At 43.3% G+C, this 18,116-nt stretch carries 14 protein-coding genes; 1 reads left to right on the forward strand and 13 read right to left on the reverse strand.

What is annotated here, in order from left to right; all coding sequences use genetic code 11:
• From ACE5CV_RS05095 to trpD, 9 genes are all read right to left on the reverse strand, one after another.
• A partial coding sequence (locus ACE5CV_RS05095; RefSeq protein ID WP_374949086.1) for a glycoside hydrolase family 9 protein occupies window positions 1-998 on the reverse strand: 998 nt, incomplete at its 3' end.
• Between the two features lie 95 nt (window positions 999-1,093).
• Complete coding sequence (locus ACE5CV_RS05100; RefSeq protein ID WP_374949087.1) at window positions 1,094-1,702, reverse strand: outer membrane beta-barrel protein; 609 nt, start codon at window positions 1,700-1,702, stop codon at window positions 1,094-1,096.
• Window positions 1,703-1,815: 113 nt separating this feature from the next.
• The gene (locus ACE5CV_RS05105) at window positions 1,816-3,156 is read right to left on the reverse strand and encodes a TolC family protein (RefSeq protein WP_374949088.1); all 1,341 of its coding nucleotides are present in this window, start codon (window positions 3,154-3,156) and stop codon (window positions 1,816-1,818) included.
• Between the two features lie 13 nt (window positions 3,157-3,169).
• The gene (locus tag ACE5CV_RS05110; RefSeq protein WP_374949089.1) at window positions 3,170-3,847 is read right to left on the reverse strand and encodes an ABC transporter ATP-binding protein; all 678 of its coding nucleotides are present in this window, start codon (window positions 3,845-3,847) and stop codon (window positions 3,170-3,172) included.
• A 276-nt stretch (window positions 3,848-4,123) separates the two neighbouring features.
• A complete protein-coding gene (locus tag ACE5CV_RS05115) occupies window positions 4,124-6,508 on the reverse strand; it encodes an ABC transporter permease (RefSeq protein WP_374949090.1) in 2,385 nt (794 codons plus the stop codon).
• Window positions 6,509-6,539: 31 nt separating this feature from the next.
• Window positions 6,540-8,966 carry an ABC transporter permease gene (locus ACE5CV_RS05120; RefSeq protein ID WP_374949091.1) on the reverse strand — a complete coding sequence of 809 codons (2,427 nt, stop codon included), beginning with the start codon at window positions 8,964-8,966 and terminating at the stop codon, window positions 6,540-6,542.
• 155 nt (window positions 8,967-9,121) lie between these two features.
• Window positions 9,122-10,303 (reverse strand): tryptophan synthase subunit beta, encoded by a 1,182-nt coding sequence (trpB, locus tag ACE5CV_RS05125; protein ID WP_374949092.1) that lies wholly within the window; start codon window positions 10,301-10,303, stop codon window positions 9,122-9,124.
• The gene (locus ACE5CV_RS05130; RefSeq protein WP_374949093.1) at window positions 10,303-10,929 is read right to left on the reverse strand and encodes a phosphoribosylanthranilate isomerase; all 627 of its coding nucleotides are present in this window, start codon (window positions 10,927-10,929) and stop codon (window positions 10,303-10,305) included. Before ACE5CV_RS05130 ends, trpB begins: the two co-directional genes overlap by 1 nt.
• Window positions 10,930-10,931: 2 nt before the next feature.
• The gene (gene trpD / locus ACE5CV_RS05135) at window positions 10,932-11,921 is read right to left on the reverse strand and encodes an anthranilate phosphoribosyltransferase (RefSeq protein WP_374949094.1); all 990 of its coding nucleotides are present in this window, start codon (window positions 11,919-11,921) and stop codon (window positions 10,932-10,934) included.
• 350 nt (window positions 11,922-12,271) lie between these two features.
• Here trpD and ACE5CV_RS05140 point away from each other — a divergent pair, with 350 nt between their 5' ends.
• Entirely contained in the window at window positions 12,272-13,213 is a 942-nt protein-coding gene (locus tag ACE5CV_RS05140; RefSeq protein WP_374949095.1) for an ion channel, read from the forward strand.
• A 1-nt stretch (window position 13,214) separates the two neighbouring features.
• Here ACE5CV_RS05140 and ACE5CV_RS05145 read toward each other — a convergent pair whose 3' ends face one another.
• The 4 genes from ACE5CV_RS05145 to ACE5CV_RS05160 form a co-directional block, all read right to left on the reverse strand.
• The gene (locus ACE5CV_RS05145) at window positions 13,215-14,030 is read right to left on the reverse strand and encodes an SDR family oxidoreductase (protein WP_374949096.1); all 816 of its coding nucleotides are present in this window, start codon (window positions 14,028-14,030) and stop codon (window positions 13,215-13,217) included.
• Window positions 14,014-14,856, reverse strand: a complete 843-nt coding sequence (locus ACE5CV_RS05150; protein WP_374949097.1) for a glycosyltransferase family 2 protein — start codon at window positions 14,854-14,856, stop codon at window positions 14,014-14,016. Before ACE5CV_RS05150 ends, ACE5CV_RS05145 begins: the two co-directional genes overlap by 17 nt.
• 2 nt (window positions 14,857-14,858) lie before the next feature.
• On the reverse strand, window positions 14,859-15,476 hold the full coding sequence (recR, locus tag ACE5CV_RS05155) for a recombination mediator RecR (protein WP_374949112.1): 618 nt from the start codon (window positions 15,474-15,476) through the stop codon (window positions 14,859-14,861).
• Window positions 15,477-15,672: 196 nt separating this feature from the next.
• Entirely contained in the window at window positions 15,673-18,084 is a 2,412-nt protein-coding gene (locus tag ACE5CV_RS05160) for an ABC transporter permease (protein WP_374949098.1), read from the reverse strand.
• Window positions 18,085-18,116: the final 32 nt, after the last annotated feature.

Here is an 18,116-nt window from a genome sequence, read left to right on the forward strand (position 1 = left end):
ATTACATCAGGGTTTTTGGAAGCCCAGGTATAAGCCAGTTCCGAAGCTTTGAGGCATGAATCGGCAAGTCCCGGCAGTTGTCCGCGAAACCTGGCGAAGATCCGCGCAGCCTGTGCAGTAACGGCAGCAAAATCAAGTGTAGCTGCTGTACTCTTCTGTACCACATACCGTGTTTCTATGGCTTTTTCCGGCATTATCATACCATCAAACCGTGCATTGGTCAATTTATGGTAAACCCCGCCGTCATTAGGGTCTTGCATCATCAGCATCCATCTCAGGTTCCATAATACTTCATCGAGTACATCAGGTATCTGGTTGTCGCTTTCCGGAATATTCAATCTAACGGTTTTCATATGATCCGGAAAATCTTCATAAAGCGACAGAAGAGTTGCTGTGCTGATGCCACTGTTTACGATGTACTTATTGTAGTCGCCGGCATCATACCATCCGCCAGAGGCAGATACTACAGTACTCTCGGGACGTTGTGCAGTCGCCGCGGATGAGTGAATTAACACCCTGTTATCCGGGTGCCCTGCTGCCCTGTGCCATTTACCTGCATACTTCTGTATTAGTTCGACAGATGCCCGCTGGTAGTAAAATGCTTTGATTGATCCTCCTGCAACTGATTTGTGAATAGAAGGGGCAATTGTAAAAGGATACGAGTAGCCGGATAAAGGAATATACACCAGGTACGTTCCATTTTTTGCAAATGCAGTAAAATCGGCCACGGCGATTTGCTTACCTCCAAATGTGAGCTGTGCGGCAGGCTTTGACTGTCCGGTAAAGACCGTTTTTTTGTTTAATGTCCGGATGTAGAAGTCACCTTTACCTGCGTTGGTAATAATTGCAATTTTAGTAGCATTAGGATAAAAACCTATCTGGTTAAGACGGATAGAGTTTGTGCCTGTTTCACTTTGCGCACTGGCGTTGACGGAGTAAAATGTAACTATGAAACTTATTGCTGTTAACGCAACGGATTTAAAGACTTTAACATTCATCAGATTATAATTGGCAGCTAAATATAAAATAATAACCAACTATAAACGAAAAAAGCCCCTGCATTTGCAAGGGCCTTAAGCTCTTAATTGTGTGATTACAAAAATGCGTAAGCCAAACTCAAGTTGAACAGGCTTACACGTGTTTTATAGTCTGTGTTGCTTGCCCCCTCATGATAGTTTTGCTTTGACAAGCCGGCTTCATAGCGCAGATCGATAGAGATTTTACGGATATCTACACCTGCACCGGCGGTTAATGCGATATTAGAGTCTTTGTAATCGAAGCGGGTAGCGCTGCTTACTGCGGTACCGAAGTTGTTTTTCTTATCTATTGCGAAGGAAAACAACGGGCCTGCATAAAACCTGCCGCCAAAACCGAATGCACCAATCTTACCGCCAAAAAGCAGGGGAACATCAATGCTGGTAAATTTTGCAGACGATATTTTTTGTGTACTGTTATTAATATCAACGTTTTTACTGGTAACATAAACCTCCGGCTGAAAGTTAAAGCCGAGTGCGCCAAAACGTGCCCAAATACCACCCAGGTAACCTGCGCGGTTGCTGCTGTTAAAGGTACTGGTTGAGTTAGATAAGCTGCTTAAATTGATACCGCCTTTTAAACCGGCTTGTATACTTGGGATAATTTGCGCTTGCGACACAGTGGCCGCTGCCATAAATATGGAAAATGCAAGGAATAATTTTTTCATAGGTTCGTATTTTCTAGGTAAACATCAAAAGTACAAAATTGTGTGGATTGGAAGGGTAAAATAGCAATGCCCGGCCTGCACTGGCAAACCGGGCATTCAGATATTCAACAATTTTAGAGGGTTAATTTGCCCTGATAGTAATCTAAAATTTTATTGTAGATGTAGCAATCGTACCGGGCGTTGATAAGGTTGAATTTGGAGCGATCTAAATTATTTTTGGCAATTACAAATTCAACTGAATTGAGCACACCAGCGTTAAACCTGATCTCTGCTGTTCGGAATGACTCGGTGTAAGCCTCAACCTGTGACGTAAGTACATTAAACCGCTCGTATGCCGATGTCATGTTCAGATAAGCCTGCTCGACATTTTGCCTTAATTGCACCTTTGTAGTTTGCTCCACATAAACGGTGTTTTGCAATTGTATCTTAGCCAGCGTTACCTTATTACGTGTTTGGAAATAATTAAGGATTGGCACACGCAAGCTAATCCCAACATTGGTACCATAGTTATTTTTAAACTGGTCGTAGTAGCTTTGGGTTTGTCCCGCTATTTGCAGCGAACTGGATATGTTGGTAGATAACCCGCCAAACAACGATATGGTTGGCGATAATGCGCCCCGTGCTACGCTCACTCCCTTCTCGGCACTTTGGCGTCTTAAAGTGGCGGCTTTTATGTATGCCAGTTGATTTAAAGCAACGTTGTAAACCTGATCGGCAGAGTTTGGGGTTTGCTTTGATAACGATTCGGCATTAAGCGCCTCTAACCCTACCCTGTCGCTATAGGGGATATTGAGGATCTGAAGCAAGTTAAGTTTGGATGTTTTGAGGGTATTGCCGGTATTAACTACGGCGAGCTGGTTATCGGCATACTGGCCCTTCAGATCTGAAAGGTCTTGCGGGGTTTTGTTGGCCCCCTCCTTTTCCAGGATCTGCAAACGGCTTACCTGTTGTTTAGAAACAGCAAGTTGATTTTTAACCTGGTTCAATAACTCTGTATTATCAAGCACCATCAAATAAGCGGTGATCACATTTATGGTTACCTGGTCTTTTGCCTGCTGAAAATCCATCCGGCCTGCCTGGTAGGCTAACGACGTTTGCTTGATGTTATTAAGGTTTTGCAAACCGCTAAATAAAGTCAGGTCGCTGTTTAACTTATAGTTTCCCGATTTAAACGACTGATTCAAGTACGTGTTGGTTGATGGGTCGATGCCACGGCCATTGCTGATACTGTGGTCAACCTGGCCGTTGATGGTCGGCAGAAGATATTCTTTAGCCTGGTTAGCGTTCACCTTAGCCGTCGCTAATTGCAGTTCACTCTTTTTAACATCCAGGTTGTTCTTAATGGCAATGTCGATACATTGCTGTAAACTAAGTGTGGTATCGGTAGTTTGGCTATGCGCAAAAGCAGGTGCGGCTAAGGCCAGGCCAAAAACTAGGTATTTAAAATATCGCATTGTTTGTTGTAGTTCAGAATTTTTTGGAAGATTCAACCCTTCCATCCAGCAGGTTAATGATACGCGATCCGTATTCGGCATTTTTTTCGGAGTGGGTTACCTGGATGATCGTAACTCCATCTTCTTTGTTAAGCTTGCGGAACAATTCCATGATCTCTTCGCCCTGTTTAGAATTTAAGTTTCCGGTTGGCTCATCGGCTAATAGTAGTTTAGGTTTGGCTATCAGCGCCCGGGCAATACCCACCAGCTGCTGCTGCCCGCCAGACAATTGGGCCGGGAACAGGTCCTTTTTGCCAACAATGTTAAAACGGTCCAACATATCGGCAACCATGGCTTTACGTTCAGCACTTTTAACGTCCTGATAGATCAGCGGTGTTTCGATGTTTTCATAAACATTAAGCTCGTCTATCAGGTGATATGCCTGAAAAACAAACCCGATGTACTGTTTATAAAGGGCAGCGCGCTGTTTCTCTTTCAGCTGATGTACGGGCTGATCAACAAAGTAATGGTACCCTGTCGATGGTTCGTCTAACATCCCTATGATATTTAACAAGGTTGATTTGCCGGAGCCTGATGGGCCCATTATGGATACAAACTCACCTTCTTCTACGTCAAGACTGATATCATTGATCACAAAATTTTTATTGCCGCCAACCTGGTAATACTTTGAAATATGCTGAAGTGATAACATTTTATTGGTTTAAGATTAATGAATTGTTGTTTACTGGTCGCAATTTCTTAATTGATTTGTGAATTTATATATCAATAACATACCAAAATTTTAACACATTGATTATCAAATATATACATACATCTATTCAAAGTGCACTGTTCGCTTATGTACAACGTGCGTACGGTATTGATACAGTTGTTCGGCAATAGCTGGCAGGCAAATGCTTTCTAAATCAAAAAGCCAGGAAATAAGTACTGATGTCTTAATTCCTGGCTTCTGATATTCGGCTTTTTGTTATTCGCTTCTTAAACTTTTAACAGGGTTGGTGAGTGCCGCTTTAATGGCCTGGAAACTAATTGTCGTGATAGCCACCAGCAGGGCCAGAATACCGGCTACAACAAACACCCACCACTGAATATCAATTCGATAGGCGAAATCCTGCAGCCACTTGTGCATAAAATACCATGCAACCGGTGTGGCTATGAAGAATGATATCAAAACCAATTTCATAAAATCCATAGAGAGCATGTTGACGATACCGGATGTAGACGCCCCCAACACTTTACGGATACCGATCTCTCGGGTGCGCTGGTAAGTACTGTATGATGCCAAACCTAATAAGCCTAAGCATGATATAGCAATGGCCAGGATAGAGAAGTTGAAGAACAGCTTTCCAAAACGCTGTTCTGCTCGGTATTGCCTGTCAAAGAATTCATCCAGAAAGAAATAACTGTAGGGCCTGTTAGGCAATATTTGTTTCCATTTACTTTCAATAGCTGCAAGGGTGCCATTAACGTTACTGCCCGATACTTTTACCGATATCAGGTTTAGGTTTTTCAATTCTACCCGCATGCTAAGCGGTGTGATCTTTTCCTGTAACGAGCGGAAGTGAAAATCTTTCATCACCCCAACTATTTTGCCTTCGCGGCCCCATTGTTTAAAGCGCTTGCCTATTGCCTGTTGCGGCGATCTGTAGCCGAATAACCGTACGGCTTCTTCGTTAAGCACCATGGCCTGCGCGGTATCGGTATTCATAAATTCCCTTTGAAAAGGCCTGCCGGCAACCATTTTTATTTTAAATTGGTTGATGTAGTCAAAATCTACAAAGTACAGGTCAAGATTCGCCACCTGCAGGTCACCTTTGCTGTTTTCGATCTCTGAGTAGGCGCCGGCATTACCACCACCGGGTATGGAGGATGATGTGGTGACAGATTTTACTCCCGGCAGCGAGGCTATAGTTTGTTTAAATGCATCTTTGCCTGGGTCGTTATTGGTATCTAACACCACAACCTGGTCTTTGGTAAAACCCAGATCACGGTTGCGCATAAAATCCATCTGATTATACACGATTATCGTACCGATGATCAACGCTATAGAAATACTGAATTGGGCTACAACCAGGCTCTTCCGTAACATGGTACCCTTAGTTCCGGTAGAGAACCGGCCTTTTAACACCATTACCGGTTTAAATGACGATAATACCAATGCCGGGTAAATTCCGGCCAGTAGACCTATGCTTATAGAAGCTACAAACAAAATGATCACGGACCAGGGCGAACTGAATATTCCCGGACTAACGATTTTGCCGGAAAGCTGGTTAAATAATGGTAACAGCAGTACCGATAGTATTACCGTAATTACAAATGCCATTAAACAAAGCACAACCGTTTCGCCAATAAACTGGCCCGCCAGTTCGCCTTTTGCCGCACCTACTACCTTACGGATACCCACTTCTTTCGCGCGCTCTACAGACCGGGCGGTGGTCAGGTTAATAAAGTTGATGCACGCTATTAATAAAATGAAAGTGGCAACAATACCGAAGGTATAAACATTGCTTATACTGCCGGTTTCCTGCCCGCCACGTTTACTGTAAAGGTACACATCTTTCATAGGCTCCAGGTGCAGGGTGGGGAACATCTGGATCTTCCGTTGCTCCACTCCGTTGCGCTTGTCAAAAAAGGCAGGGAATTTCTTTTCGAGTACATTAGCATCCACGCCGGGCTTTAGCAGCAAGTAGGATGTTACACCATAGTTGCTCCACTCTTTGTCTACCCCTTTTCTAAAACGCTCTGTTAAAGACGACATGGAAACCAGCATATCTGCTTTAATTTGCGAATTAGCAGGGAAATCCTGCATTATACCTGTGACCGTAGCAGGGATGTTGTCGCCTGTCAGCAAAACCGTTTGGCCAAGAGGGTTCTGATCGCCAAAATACTTTTTAGCGGTAGTCTCCGAAAAAACAACGCTCATTTGCGCGTTTAATGCAGTTTTTGGATTGCCCTTCAACAACTTAAAATCGAACACCTTAAAAAAGGAGGAATCCGCGCATAAGGTTTGTTCTTCCTGAAATTTGATGTTATCTTTTTTCACCAAAAAGCCGCCGCCGCCTAAGCGTACAAATGATTCTATCTCCGGAAATTCATCTTTAAGATTGGGTGCAAACGCCCAGGAGGTAACGTCTATTTTCAGCGTTTCCGACGGTGTTTTAAGATCGGTAACCACCCGGTAAATTCGGTCGACCTTGGTGTGAAACTTGTCATAACTTAATTCAAAAGCTACGTACATGAACATAAAAAAGCAAGCGGTTATCCCTACAGAGAGGCCGGTAATGTTGATGAACGAAAATCCGCGGTGCCGCCACAGGTTTCGTAAGGCTATTTTAAAATGATTTTTAAGCATAAAATTGTGATAAGGTTAGGTTAAGGTTTCTTTATTCGCTTTTTAAACTTTTAACAGGGTTTACCAATGCTGCACGCACGGCCTTGTAGCCAACGGTGATCCAGGCAATTCCGATACACCCGACAATGGCCAGTACAAATACACCAGCAGTAAGCGGGATGCGGTAGGCAAAATTTTGCAGCCACTCGCTCATCATATACCAGGCGGCCGGCATTGCAATAAAAAAGGATATGGCAATAAGGATCATAAACTCTTTTGAGAAGAGCATAACAATACTGAATACCGAAGCACCCAGTACTTTACGTACACCAACCTCTTTAGTGCGCTGTACGGCCATGAACGATACCAACCCATATAAGCCAAGGCACGATATAAAAATGGCTATGATAGCAAAGATCTTGTAAACAAGCGCCAGTTGGTTTTCCTGCTGGTAAAATTTGGCAATATTTTCATCAAGGAAATAGCCGTTATAGGCGTATTCCGGATAGGTTGCCTCCCATGTAGACCTAATATCGGCCACAGTAGTGCTTAGGTTGCGTGTTTCTATCTTTACCGCAGCCTGTGATTCAAATTTTTTCCGGGCTGTGATAACGATTGGTTTAACCGCATCACGTAGCGAGTTGGTTTTGAAATCCTTAACCACACCAACAATCGGCACCCAGCGGCCGCTGCCCAGTTTAACATCCTTGCCAATGGCATCTTCAGCTTTTTGGATGCCCAGCTTGTGTATAAAGGTTTCGTTTACTACTGCCTGCCTTGTAGTGTCGGCCTGGTCATAACCTTTACCGGCTGCAAATTTCATCCCGTAGGTTTTAAAATAATCTGCATCGCCGTATTTTAAGAAGGTTACGTAAGCAAGATCTTTTTCTGAACGATTGAAGTAAAAATTTTGTCCCCAATTATTATCTGACGATGGCGGATCGGAAGAAAAGCTAACCGATTTTACCCCCGGCTTTTGCAGGAGCTGCTGTTTAAATGCATCCAGTTTACTCAGGCTGATACTATCCGTATAACCAGGCAAAACTAAAATAGCGTTTTTGTTAAAACCTAAGTCGGCCTGGTTTACAAAGTTCATTTGATTTACAGCAACCAGGGTACCGATGATCAGCAGCTGAGCTATTGCGAATTGTGCAACTACCAATGCTCTGCGCAGCGGGATGCCGCCAATGGAAGCAGCTGTGATCTTGTTTTTGATGGCCAGTACCGGCTTAAAGCCGGATACGACCAATGCAGGGTAAATGCCCGAAAGCAATATTACCAAAACCATGGTTACAATAAGGAATAATACAGTGCCCAGGCTAAACAAGCCGATGTTATCCGGTACGCTGGCGATGTGTTTTAAATATGGCAAAGCTATTTTTGCAATTGCGATTGCTAATAAAACGGAAAATAAAACCACTAAACTTGTTTCGCCGATTACCTGCGCGATGAGTTGTTTACGAGTGCTGCCCAAAACCTTCCGGATGCCTACTTCTTTAGACCGCCCCACTGATTGAGCTGTAGACAAATTAATAAAATTAATGGAAGCCATTACGATGATCAGCACAGCTATGAATGATAGCGTACGCAGCGTGCTTTTACTGGTAAGATGATCGCCAAGGGTATTACCTACGCGAGTATCAAAATGCAGATCGGTAAGTGGCTGTAAAACGTGTACGCGGCTATCCCTGCGCCCTTTAGCCTCCACATACTTTTTGGTAAATGGTACCAGTTGTTTTGTTAGCTGGTTAGCCGCTATATTTTCAGGCAATTTTAAAAAGATCTGGTTATTGCTGCTGGTGTTGTCCCAGCTGTCGGCATAGCCATAATCTTTAGGATGTTGTTTCCAGGTGATATAAGATACCATCACTTTTAAGGGGAAATCGCTGTTGGTAGGTGCATCAGCCACAACGCCGGCCACTTTAAGGGTAAGCACATTATCCATTTTAAGGGTACGGCCTACTACATCTTTCCAATCGCCGAAGTATTTTGTTGCCGTGCTTTTATCGATCACTACCATATTCGGTTGTGATAATACATCCTTATTGCCCGTTAACCACTGTGAGCTAAAAATGTCGAAGAACTGCGGTTCCATAAAGAAAACGCCAACCGGCTCGGTAAACTTTTTAGCACCGGAAAGATCGTTAGCATCATTGCCGGGCACGGTTAACTGGCTGCCATAGCTGGAGTTGACGGCAGCAAATTTGATCTGCGGAAAATCATTCCGAAGGGCATTGATAGCCGGCGGCGATGTGCCGGGGTTATAGGTGGTACCCTCGTCCTGGTGCTGCTCTGTTATAAAATGGTAAATGTTTTTATAGCCTTCGAAACTCTTGTTGAAACTTAATTCGAATTGTAATACAACGAAAATGAGCAGGCAGGCAGCAATGCCCACACTTAAACCGGATATATTTATAAGAGAATATCCTTTATGGCGGACAATGTTTCTCCAGGCAATTTTAAAGTAGTTCTTTAACATAGTTATGGCATTAGGCCTAAACTAAGTTAAAACATGTACCATAAATATAAATCACTTATAATGAGATCATTGCATAGATTAGCAAGACGGCAATATGTTCGTAAGTGTAACAGTATGTGTTCGGTTCCGATACAATTGCTTTTAGTGATGCAGCACTAAAAGCCGAAGTGGTCTATGTAAGTAGCCAGATCTTTATCTCCCCTTCCGGATAGGCAGATCACCACATTATCGTCTTTTTGAAATGTCATCTTCTCCAAATAAGCCAAAGCATGTGCCGTTTCAATAGCGGGGATGATTCCTTCCATCTGCGAGCAAAGTAAGCCGGCATTCAACGATTCCTCGTCGGTTATACTCACATAAGTAGCCCTGTTAATTTTAAACAAGTGCGCGTGCTGCGGGCCTATGCCCGGATAATCCAGTCCGGCAGAGATAGAATAAGGCTCTATAACCTGCCCATCGTCGCTTTGCATTAAGATGGTGCGGCTGCCGTGCAAAACACCCTCACGACCCAGAAAAGTAGTGGCAGCCGAATGGCCGCTGTTAACGCCTTTACCTGCCGCTTCAACGGCTATCAGTTTTACATCTTCGTCATCCAAAAAATGATAAAACATACCCATTGCATTACTACCACCACCAACGCAAGCCATCACAAACTGAGGCAGTTCGTTACCGGTTTGTTCCAGCAATTGTTTTTTGGTTTCCTCAGAGATAATAGACTGGAACTTTGCCACCATATCCGGATATGGGTACGGCCCCACCACCGAACCGATAATATAATGCGTATCAACGGGGTTGCCTATCCAATCGCGCAGGGCCTCGTTGGTGGCATCCTTTAAGGTTTTACTGCCCGATGTTGCCGGGACTACTTTTGCACCGAGCATTTTCATACGGGCTACGTTAGGTGCCTGGCGTTTCATATCTACCTCACCCATATACACCACACACTCAATGCCCTTAAGTGCGCAAACGGTGGCCGTAGCAACGCCGTGCTGCCCTGCACCGGTTTCGGCGATGATGCGTTTTTTGCCCAGGCGTTCGGCCAGCAGTATCTGGCCTATGGCATTATTTATTTTATGCGAACCGGTATGGTTAAGGTCCTCACGCTTAAAGAAAATGTTTGCGCCGTATTTTTCAGAATAGCGCTTAGCATGGTACAAAGGCGAAGGCCTGCCCACATAATCGCGCATTAGCTGATTAAACTCCGCCTTAAAGGCATCATCGTTAATGATCTTGATATATTGTTGCCTTAGCTCCTCCACATTAGGGTACAACATTTCGGGAATGTAGGCCCCGCCAAAATCACCGTAATAGCCTTGTTCGTTAACTCCGTACTTCATTATCCTTGTGTCTCGTTTATTAAGTCAAAAGCCCTGTTCAGCTTCTGTATGTCCTTTAATCCCGGTGATAGTTCAAACCGGCTGTTCAGATCAACCCCGTAAAACATGGGGTGGCTGATCTTTTTGATCTCGTTTAAATTGTCCAGACTTAACCCGCCCGATAAAAAGAAGGGAATATCCAGTTTATATCCGTTAAGTACCTTCCAGTCAAATGTTTCTCCAGAACCACCGTGAACTGCCGTTTTGGTATCGAACAGGAAAAAGTCGACATTGTTCTGATAGGCCTTTAACATATCGAAATCAAAAGCCTCATCTACACCAAAAGCTTTGATCACCTGTACTTCGTGCCTGAACAGGTCGCAAAATTCAGGGCTCTCCGCGCCATGCAGCTGTATAGCATCCAGTTTGTATTTGTAAATAAGCTTACTAATGGCATCTTCGTGCTCATTCACAAAAACGCCGGTCTTAGTTATATCTGCACTAATATTATCTAAAAAGAATTCATCCGGGTTGCCTATAAAGCGGGGTGATTGCCCATATAGTATAAAGCCCATATAATCGGGGTGCAATGCCTCGACAGCTTCAATGTTATCCGGAAACTTCAACCCGCATACTTTAATTTTCATACTTAGTTAGCTATTAAAGTTTTAAAGCTCTTCAATGCATTTTTGCTGACTAACGACTCCTCTGCTTCATAGAAACAGTCGGCAAAGCTTTTGTGGGGCGCAATAGTTTTTATAGCCATGGCAGCATTGCTTAACACAACACTGATCTGCGCGGTAGATGCTTCGTCATTTAGCACCTTCGTAAAAATATCTGCCGAATCGCTTACCGTATGTCCGCCTGTAATTTCATCCTCGTTTAGTTTTGTAAAGCCCAGGGCCTCAATACTGTTGATCTTTTCGCCTTCGGCAGAAAAAGTTTTAAAATCGCAAGTAAGCGAGATTTCATCATAACCATCCAGTGCATTAAGGATAGTATATCTAATTCCCGACTTTTGATATAAGTACGCATAAACCCGCGCCAATTCTAAATTAAATACCCCAACCATCTGGTTTTGCGGCTTAGCCGGATTAACCAACGGGCCAAGCATATTAAAAAATGTTTTTACGCCCAACTCGCGGCGGATTGGCGCAACGGTTTTCATAGCGGGGTGGAAAAGCGGGGCATGCAAAAAGCAGATGTTCGCCTTATCCATACTGCGCTTTAAGGCATCTGTATTGTTAGTAAACACGTAACCCAAATGCTCCATAACGTTTGATGAACCACAACCTGATGAAACCCCGTAATTACCGTGTTTGGCTACCTTATAACCCGCGCCAGCCACAACGAACGATGCCAGGGTGGAGATGTTGAAAGTGTCTTTACCATCACCCCCGGTGCCGCAAAGGTCAATCAGTTCGCCGTTTTCCAAGTTTACCGGCAGGCAAAGTTCTAACATGGCATCGCGAAAGCCTTCCAACTCATTGACAGTAATACTACGCATACAATAAGCCGTCATAAAGGCCGCCATTTGGGCGTTATTGTATTTACCCAAAGCGATATTTATCAAAATTTCTTTTGACTGCTCGCGGCTAAATGTTTTATGTTCGAATAGATGATTAAGTATCTGTTTCATAAGCTACCTCCCGGCCCCTGATGGGCGGTACTGAAGTTAATATTGGTTGTTAATTTTAAATGCTTTACCCTGTAATAGGATTTGCAATAACGAAAAAAGGGTTACCATGTGGCAACCCTTTTGTATATCTAAAAACAAAAAATGCGGCTGCCTTACGATTTCTCGTTAAGCCACCACCAATTGTTGTTTACTGTTTGCATTTTGATTGGCAAATATGGAAATAGTTTTCACTAAAAGCAAGCAGATTGATATTTTTACAGGATTCAAATGTTGCGCCAGGGGTTATGCTTATCGATCAGCACAAGTGAATATATCTTAACTTTAATAGCTTTGCAATATAATAACCAACAATGGCCATACGCGAACAAAAGGTAGACCCTCAAAATGATCTGGGCTTTGGCCCGCAGCCGGTTATCAAAAGCCAGCCGCTTATCAATAAAGATGGTTCTGTCAACGTACGCCGTAAAGGCCTCTCCCCTTTCAACACAGCCGATAATTACCACACCCTAATTAAAATGAGCTGGGGCCGGTTTTGGGTGGTTATATTGAGCGGCTACCTTATCGTAAACCTTGTATTTGCATCCCTCTACGTGCTCATTGGGGCCGATAGCCTTGATGGAGCCAGTGGCAGTAACGGGCTTAGTCATTTCCTCGACGCGTTCTTCTTTTCGGCACAAACCATATCAACAGTTGGGTACGGGCATATCAGCCCGCATGGCGTCGTAGCTAACAGCATCGCGGCTATCGAATCAATGTTGGGTTTGCTGGCGTTTGCTTTGGCCACAGGTTTGCTTTACGGCCGTTTCTCGCGCCCAACTGCTAAAATAGTTTACAGTAATAATGTCCTCATCAGCCCGTATAAAGAAAACGGAAAGGGATTGATGTTCCGCATATCAAACCTGAGGCGCAACGTGCTGATCGACCTGCACATCGAGGTGATATTTTCATACAACGAAATGATTGACGGGAAACCTGTAAGGAAGTTTTTCCCCTTAGAGCTGGAACGCAGTGATGTGAGCATCCTAACACTTAACTGGACGATAGTACACCCTTTGGATGCAAACAGCCCCCTTGCCGAAGCTACTCCAGAAGAGCTTGATCGTACACAGGCATCCTTTTCTGTTTTGCTAAAAGCCTTTGACGATACGTTTTCGCAAACGGTACACTCCCGTACCTCTTATCAATATTGTGATATGGTTTGGGATGCCAGGTTTATCCCGATGTTTGATAGAGATGATACCGGCCGTATAACTTTGGATATGAGTAAAATAAATAAGTTCGAGAAGTTTTAAGCTATTTTAGCAGCGCATTCTTCTCCCTGGCAAATACTTTGTAAACCTGTTTATCTAAAAATGCCGGTAAAAATTTGCTAAGCAAAACGGTCAGTTTTCCCTGGAAGGTCATGACCAGAGTGCGTTTGCGATGGATGACACCGTCGACAATCTTCCTTGCCACCTCTTCGGATGTCATCATCTTATCTTCTTCCAGCGTACTTTCCCCCTGTTGAGTACCGTCTTTATCCAGCGCGGTATTGCGGATGTTAGAAGCCGTAAACCCGGGGCAAGCTACCATGATGTGTACACCTGTTTTAAGGTTTTCTACCCTCAGGGCATCCATAAAGCCGTTCATGGCATATTTTGATGCGGAGTAACCGGCCCGGCCTGGCAGCCCTTTATAACCGGCAATTGATGATACGCCTACAATGCTGCCCTGTGTCTTAACTATTTCGGGCAATGCATACCTGGTACAATAAACAGTGCCCCAAAAATTAACATCCATTAATGACTTAAGCACATTCAGCTCAACATCCTTAAACAAAGCGCGCATACTAATGCCCGCGTTGTTGATCAGTATGTCTATCTTCCCGAAAGTAAGGAGAGTTTGTTTGATGAGGGCAGCGCAATCGGCCTCAACAGTTACGTCACATTGTACAGCAAGTGCCTTTGCTTGTGTTTGTTTTTCAATATCCTGCGCAATTTCACACAAGGTAACATGTTGGCGGGCACCTAAAACCAAATTGGCGCCCTGTAAAGCAAATTGATAAGCGAGGGCTTTGCCAATTCCGGAAGATGCGCCGGTTATAATTACTACTTTATTGTTCAATCTCATATTTCGGGGCGAAGATCCTCGGGATGCCAGGTAATTTTATCTCCGGCATGTGGAACAGATACTTCGCTGCGAATATAATCATCGCACCATAAAATTGCCTGATGTAGGCCCAGCTAAAATTTGGCTTTAACTGCTTGCCAAAGTTCAGGATATAAGTTTTTGGATAATAGTAATTTTTGTAACCTGCCAGCCTGATACGGAATGACAGATCGATATCATGGCCGAAACTGCTAAAACGTTCGTCTATCAGTCCTACCTCCTGTAATACTGATCTGCGCAGCAGCATAAACGCACCGTTGATCACATCTACCTCGGTGATATCAAATTCCTCGTCTTCTATCCAGCTGTCTGTATCTGATTTATACAATCTGGATTTTGGAAAATAACGCGCTAGGCCGGTGAACTTTAAAATTGGCGACCAGGCTTTATCAAATCCTGTGCGGGATTCTGTTAAAAAGTTACCGCGCGGGGTTAACATCCTCACGCCAAGGCCGCCGGCATCCGGGTGCTGATCCATAAAATCAACTATATTCTCTAAAGTTTTTTTGCCGCTAATTGTATCCGCATTGACCAGTAAAACATACTCACCGCAAGCTTGCTCTAAACCGGCATTCCGTGACTTGGCTATACCTGCGAACTTTTCGTTTTGAATCACTGTTACTTCCGGAAACTCGTTCTGCAACATCGCAACAGATCTATCTGTAGATGTATCATCAATCACAATCAACTCGTAATCAATGCTTCTGCAAGCCCTAATTAAAGTGGGCAGGCCTTGCTTTAAAAGCGTACACATGTTGTGATTAACTACAACGACAGATAGTTTCATACTTACCCGGATAATGAATTTTCGTACGGTACACGTGTTACGATAGATCGTCCTAACGTAATCTCGTCTACATACTCCAATTCACCTCCAAAAGCTATGCCACGGGCTATGGTTGAGATATTTATATTAAATTGCTTTAAGCGCTTGTGTAAATAAAATATGGTGGTATCACCTTCCATGGTTGCGCTTAAGGCAAAAATTATTTCTTTAACCGAATCATCTTTTAATCTTTCAATCAATGTATCAACCTGCAAATCGGCCGGGCCAATGCCGTCCATAGGCGATATTAAACCGCCGAGCACATGGTACACCCCATTATATTGGTTGGTATTTTCAATAGCCATAACATCCCGGGTATCTTCAACCACACAAATAGTAGTATGATCGCGCTTGTGCGATGAGCAGATCTCACACACAGAAAGATCAGATATATTGTGGCAGGTTCGGCAAAATTGTATCTCGTTGCGCAACCGGCTAATAGCCGAGCTAAATTTAGCTACCTCCTCTTTATCGCGGTTAAGCAAATGCAATACTAAACGCAAAGCCGTTTTTTGCCCTACCCCCGGTAGTTTTGCAAACTCCGCAACAGCATCCTCCAGTAGCTTAGATGAAAAATTCATGGCTATAAAGGTAAGGATTTGCGGCATAAAATCGAGTCGTATCCCTGCCGTAATACCCGGATTTTAGGCCAAAAACCATGTTAACCCATCTTTTTCACAAAATATTGGATATCAGTTTTTTAAATAAATAAAAGGCAAAAAAGTGTAAACCTTTGTTAACCTTTTTCACTGTTTTTTGCGGTAATGGTTATTAACTTTATTCGTTTCGCAAACTTTGCACCGGGTTAGCAATCGCCGCTTTAATTGCCTGGAAGCTTACTGTTATAAAAGCTACTGTAATTGCCAGCACCGCCGTAAGTACAAATACCCACCAGTTGATGTCAATACGGTAAGCAAAGCTTTGCAGGTAACGGCTTACAATTACCCACGCTAAAGGCGATGCTATTATAACCGCCACTAACACAAGTTTTATAAAGTCCGCAGATAGCAGCCCGGTAATTTGTGTAACAGATGCGCCAAGCACCTTACGAATTCCTATTTCTTTGGTGCGTTGTGTAGTGAGCAATGATATAAGCCCTAACAAGCCAAGGCAACTGATTAGAATTGCTATGATGGCGCTTGAGGTAATGAGTTTATTGAGCAACTCCTCTTTTTGATAGTAATCGTCTACTTGCTGGTCAAGAAATTTATACTCAAAAACATTATCCGGATAAGCCGACTGCCACGTTTGTTTAACCCGCTCGATCATAGCTTTCACATTAGGGGTGCTAAATTTAACGCCAACAAACTGATACTCTTTTCGCATGGTGGTGATGTAGTATGGGGATATGGCTGTGTATAATGATGCGTCATGAAAATCTTTAACCACACCGGTAATTATACCGGCTTTGTCGGACAGGTCGCCGGAGGTAAACCGTTTGCCTATGACCTGTTGCGGATCTTTAATACCCAACTTGTGCATCAAAACTTCGTTAATCAAAAACTCCCGCACAGTGTCACTTTCAGCAATATTGCGTCCGGCAACCAATTTTATCCCGAACGTTTTCACGTAGTTAGCATCGCCAATAAGCGTACGGCCGGCAAACTTCTCCCAATCATGTGTATCAAATTTAATAGAACCGCCTTTATATCCCGTTGACGATGGCGCCCGGTAGCAAAAAGAAACGCCTTTGACCGCAGGGTCAGCCATTAACCTGTTGCGCAGGTATTCCGTTTTTCCTTTAATAGCATCAGGTATTGGCAACATCAGAACAGAACTTTTATTAAAGCCAAGATCAGCCGTTTTTAGATATCTTACCTGCATTGTAATAATAATTGTACTGATGATCAATACCTGGGCTATTACATTCTGGGTAACAATCAAGCCTTTCCGGGCAAGCGCTGCTGTATGTGTCTGGCCACCTATCTGGTTCTTTAGCGCGTTGACCGGTTTAAACCGGCTTAATAACACAGCAGGATACGCACCCGCTAAAAACACAATGGACGTTAACGTAAGTACAATAAAACAAAGCAGACGATAATCAGATAGCAGATCGACATGCAGTTGGATCTGCAACCAGCTATTCAGTACAGGAAGCGCTATCAAAACAATAATAAAGGCAAACAGCGCGGAAAAAATAACGATGCATGCCGTTTCGGTAATAAACTGGTTAAATATACTCATCGGCGTACCACCTAAAACCTTACGTGTACCTATTTCCCTGCTCCTCTTAAAACTTTGTGCTATTGCCATGTTAACAAAGTTGACACAGGCAATAACAATAAGTAAAAAGCCAACTCCCCCTAGGGTAAATAACAAAGAACGCTGTATCACCCCAGAAAACCGCCCGTCAAAATGCATTTTGTTCAGAGGCAACAGCATAAAATGGTAAGCTTTAGCCATTTCGGCACCCTGAGCCCGAATGTTTAATTGTGCAATTTTACGTTCAATGGTTTTAGGGTCGCCTCCATTGCGTAAAGACAGATAAACGGAGTTTGTCGAATTGATAGCGCCCCATTGTTCTTTTAAGATGTTAGCTACATCCGGGTAAATATCATTTAATGACGATAGCGATAAGAAGATATCCTGCTTGATGTCTGTGTTTGATGGGTGATCTTTTATCACGCCGGTTACCGTAAAGGTATTTTTGCCGTCAACGGTGATACCCCTGCCAATCACATCCTGACTGCCGAAATATTTTTGAGCGATATTATGACTTATAACTACCGTATGGGGGTTGTTTAATGCATTGCTTTTATCCCCCTGCTCCCAATCGTAATTAAAAATATCAAAGAAACCATTATTTGCTATGCCGATATTTTCATGTTCAGCAAACATCTTTTTACTTTGCAGGCTGTTTTGCGCAATGGTTACGTTTATATCGTGCATTCGCAGTAGTATTCCAACGCTTTTTATTAAAGGTTCACTTGTCTTTACATCGCGTGCAAGTGCCAATGGTGCTCCCTGGTCATACATGGGTACACCATCTTCAAATGTTAACCAGTGCACCACCCTGTAAATCTTTTCAGAATTATTGTGGTACTTATCAAAACTGAGATGGTAAGTAATAAATTGAAAAAGGATGATACAGCAACTGATGCCTAAAGCCAGGCCAAACACATTTATTACCGTATAAAAACGGTTATTGAATAAACTGCGAAGTGCGATTTTTAAGTAGTTGTTAAACATGCCGATACTGGTTTTGATAAAACCAATATCGG

It is taken from the genome of Mucilaginibacter sp., assembly GCF_964263795.1.
In the GTDB taxonomy this organism is placed as follows: Bacteria; Bacteroidota; Bacteroidia; order Sphingobacteriales; family Sphingobacteriaceae; genus Mucilaginibacter.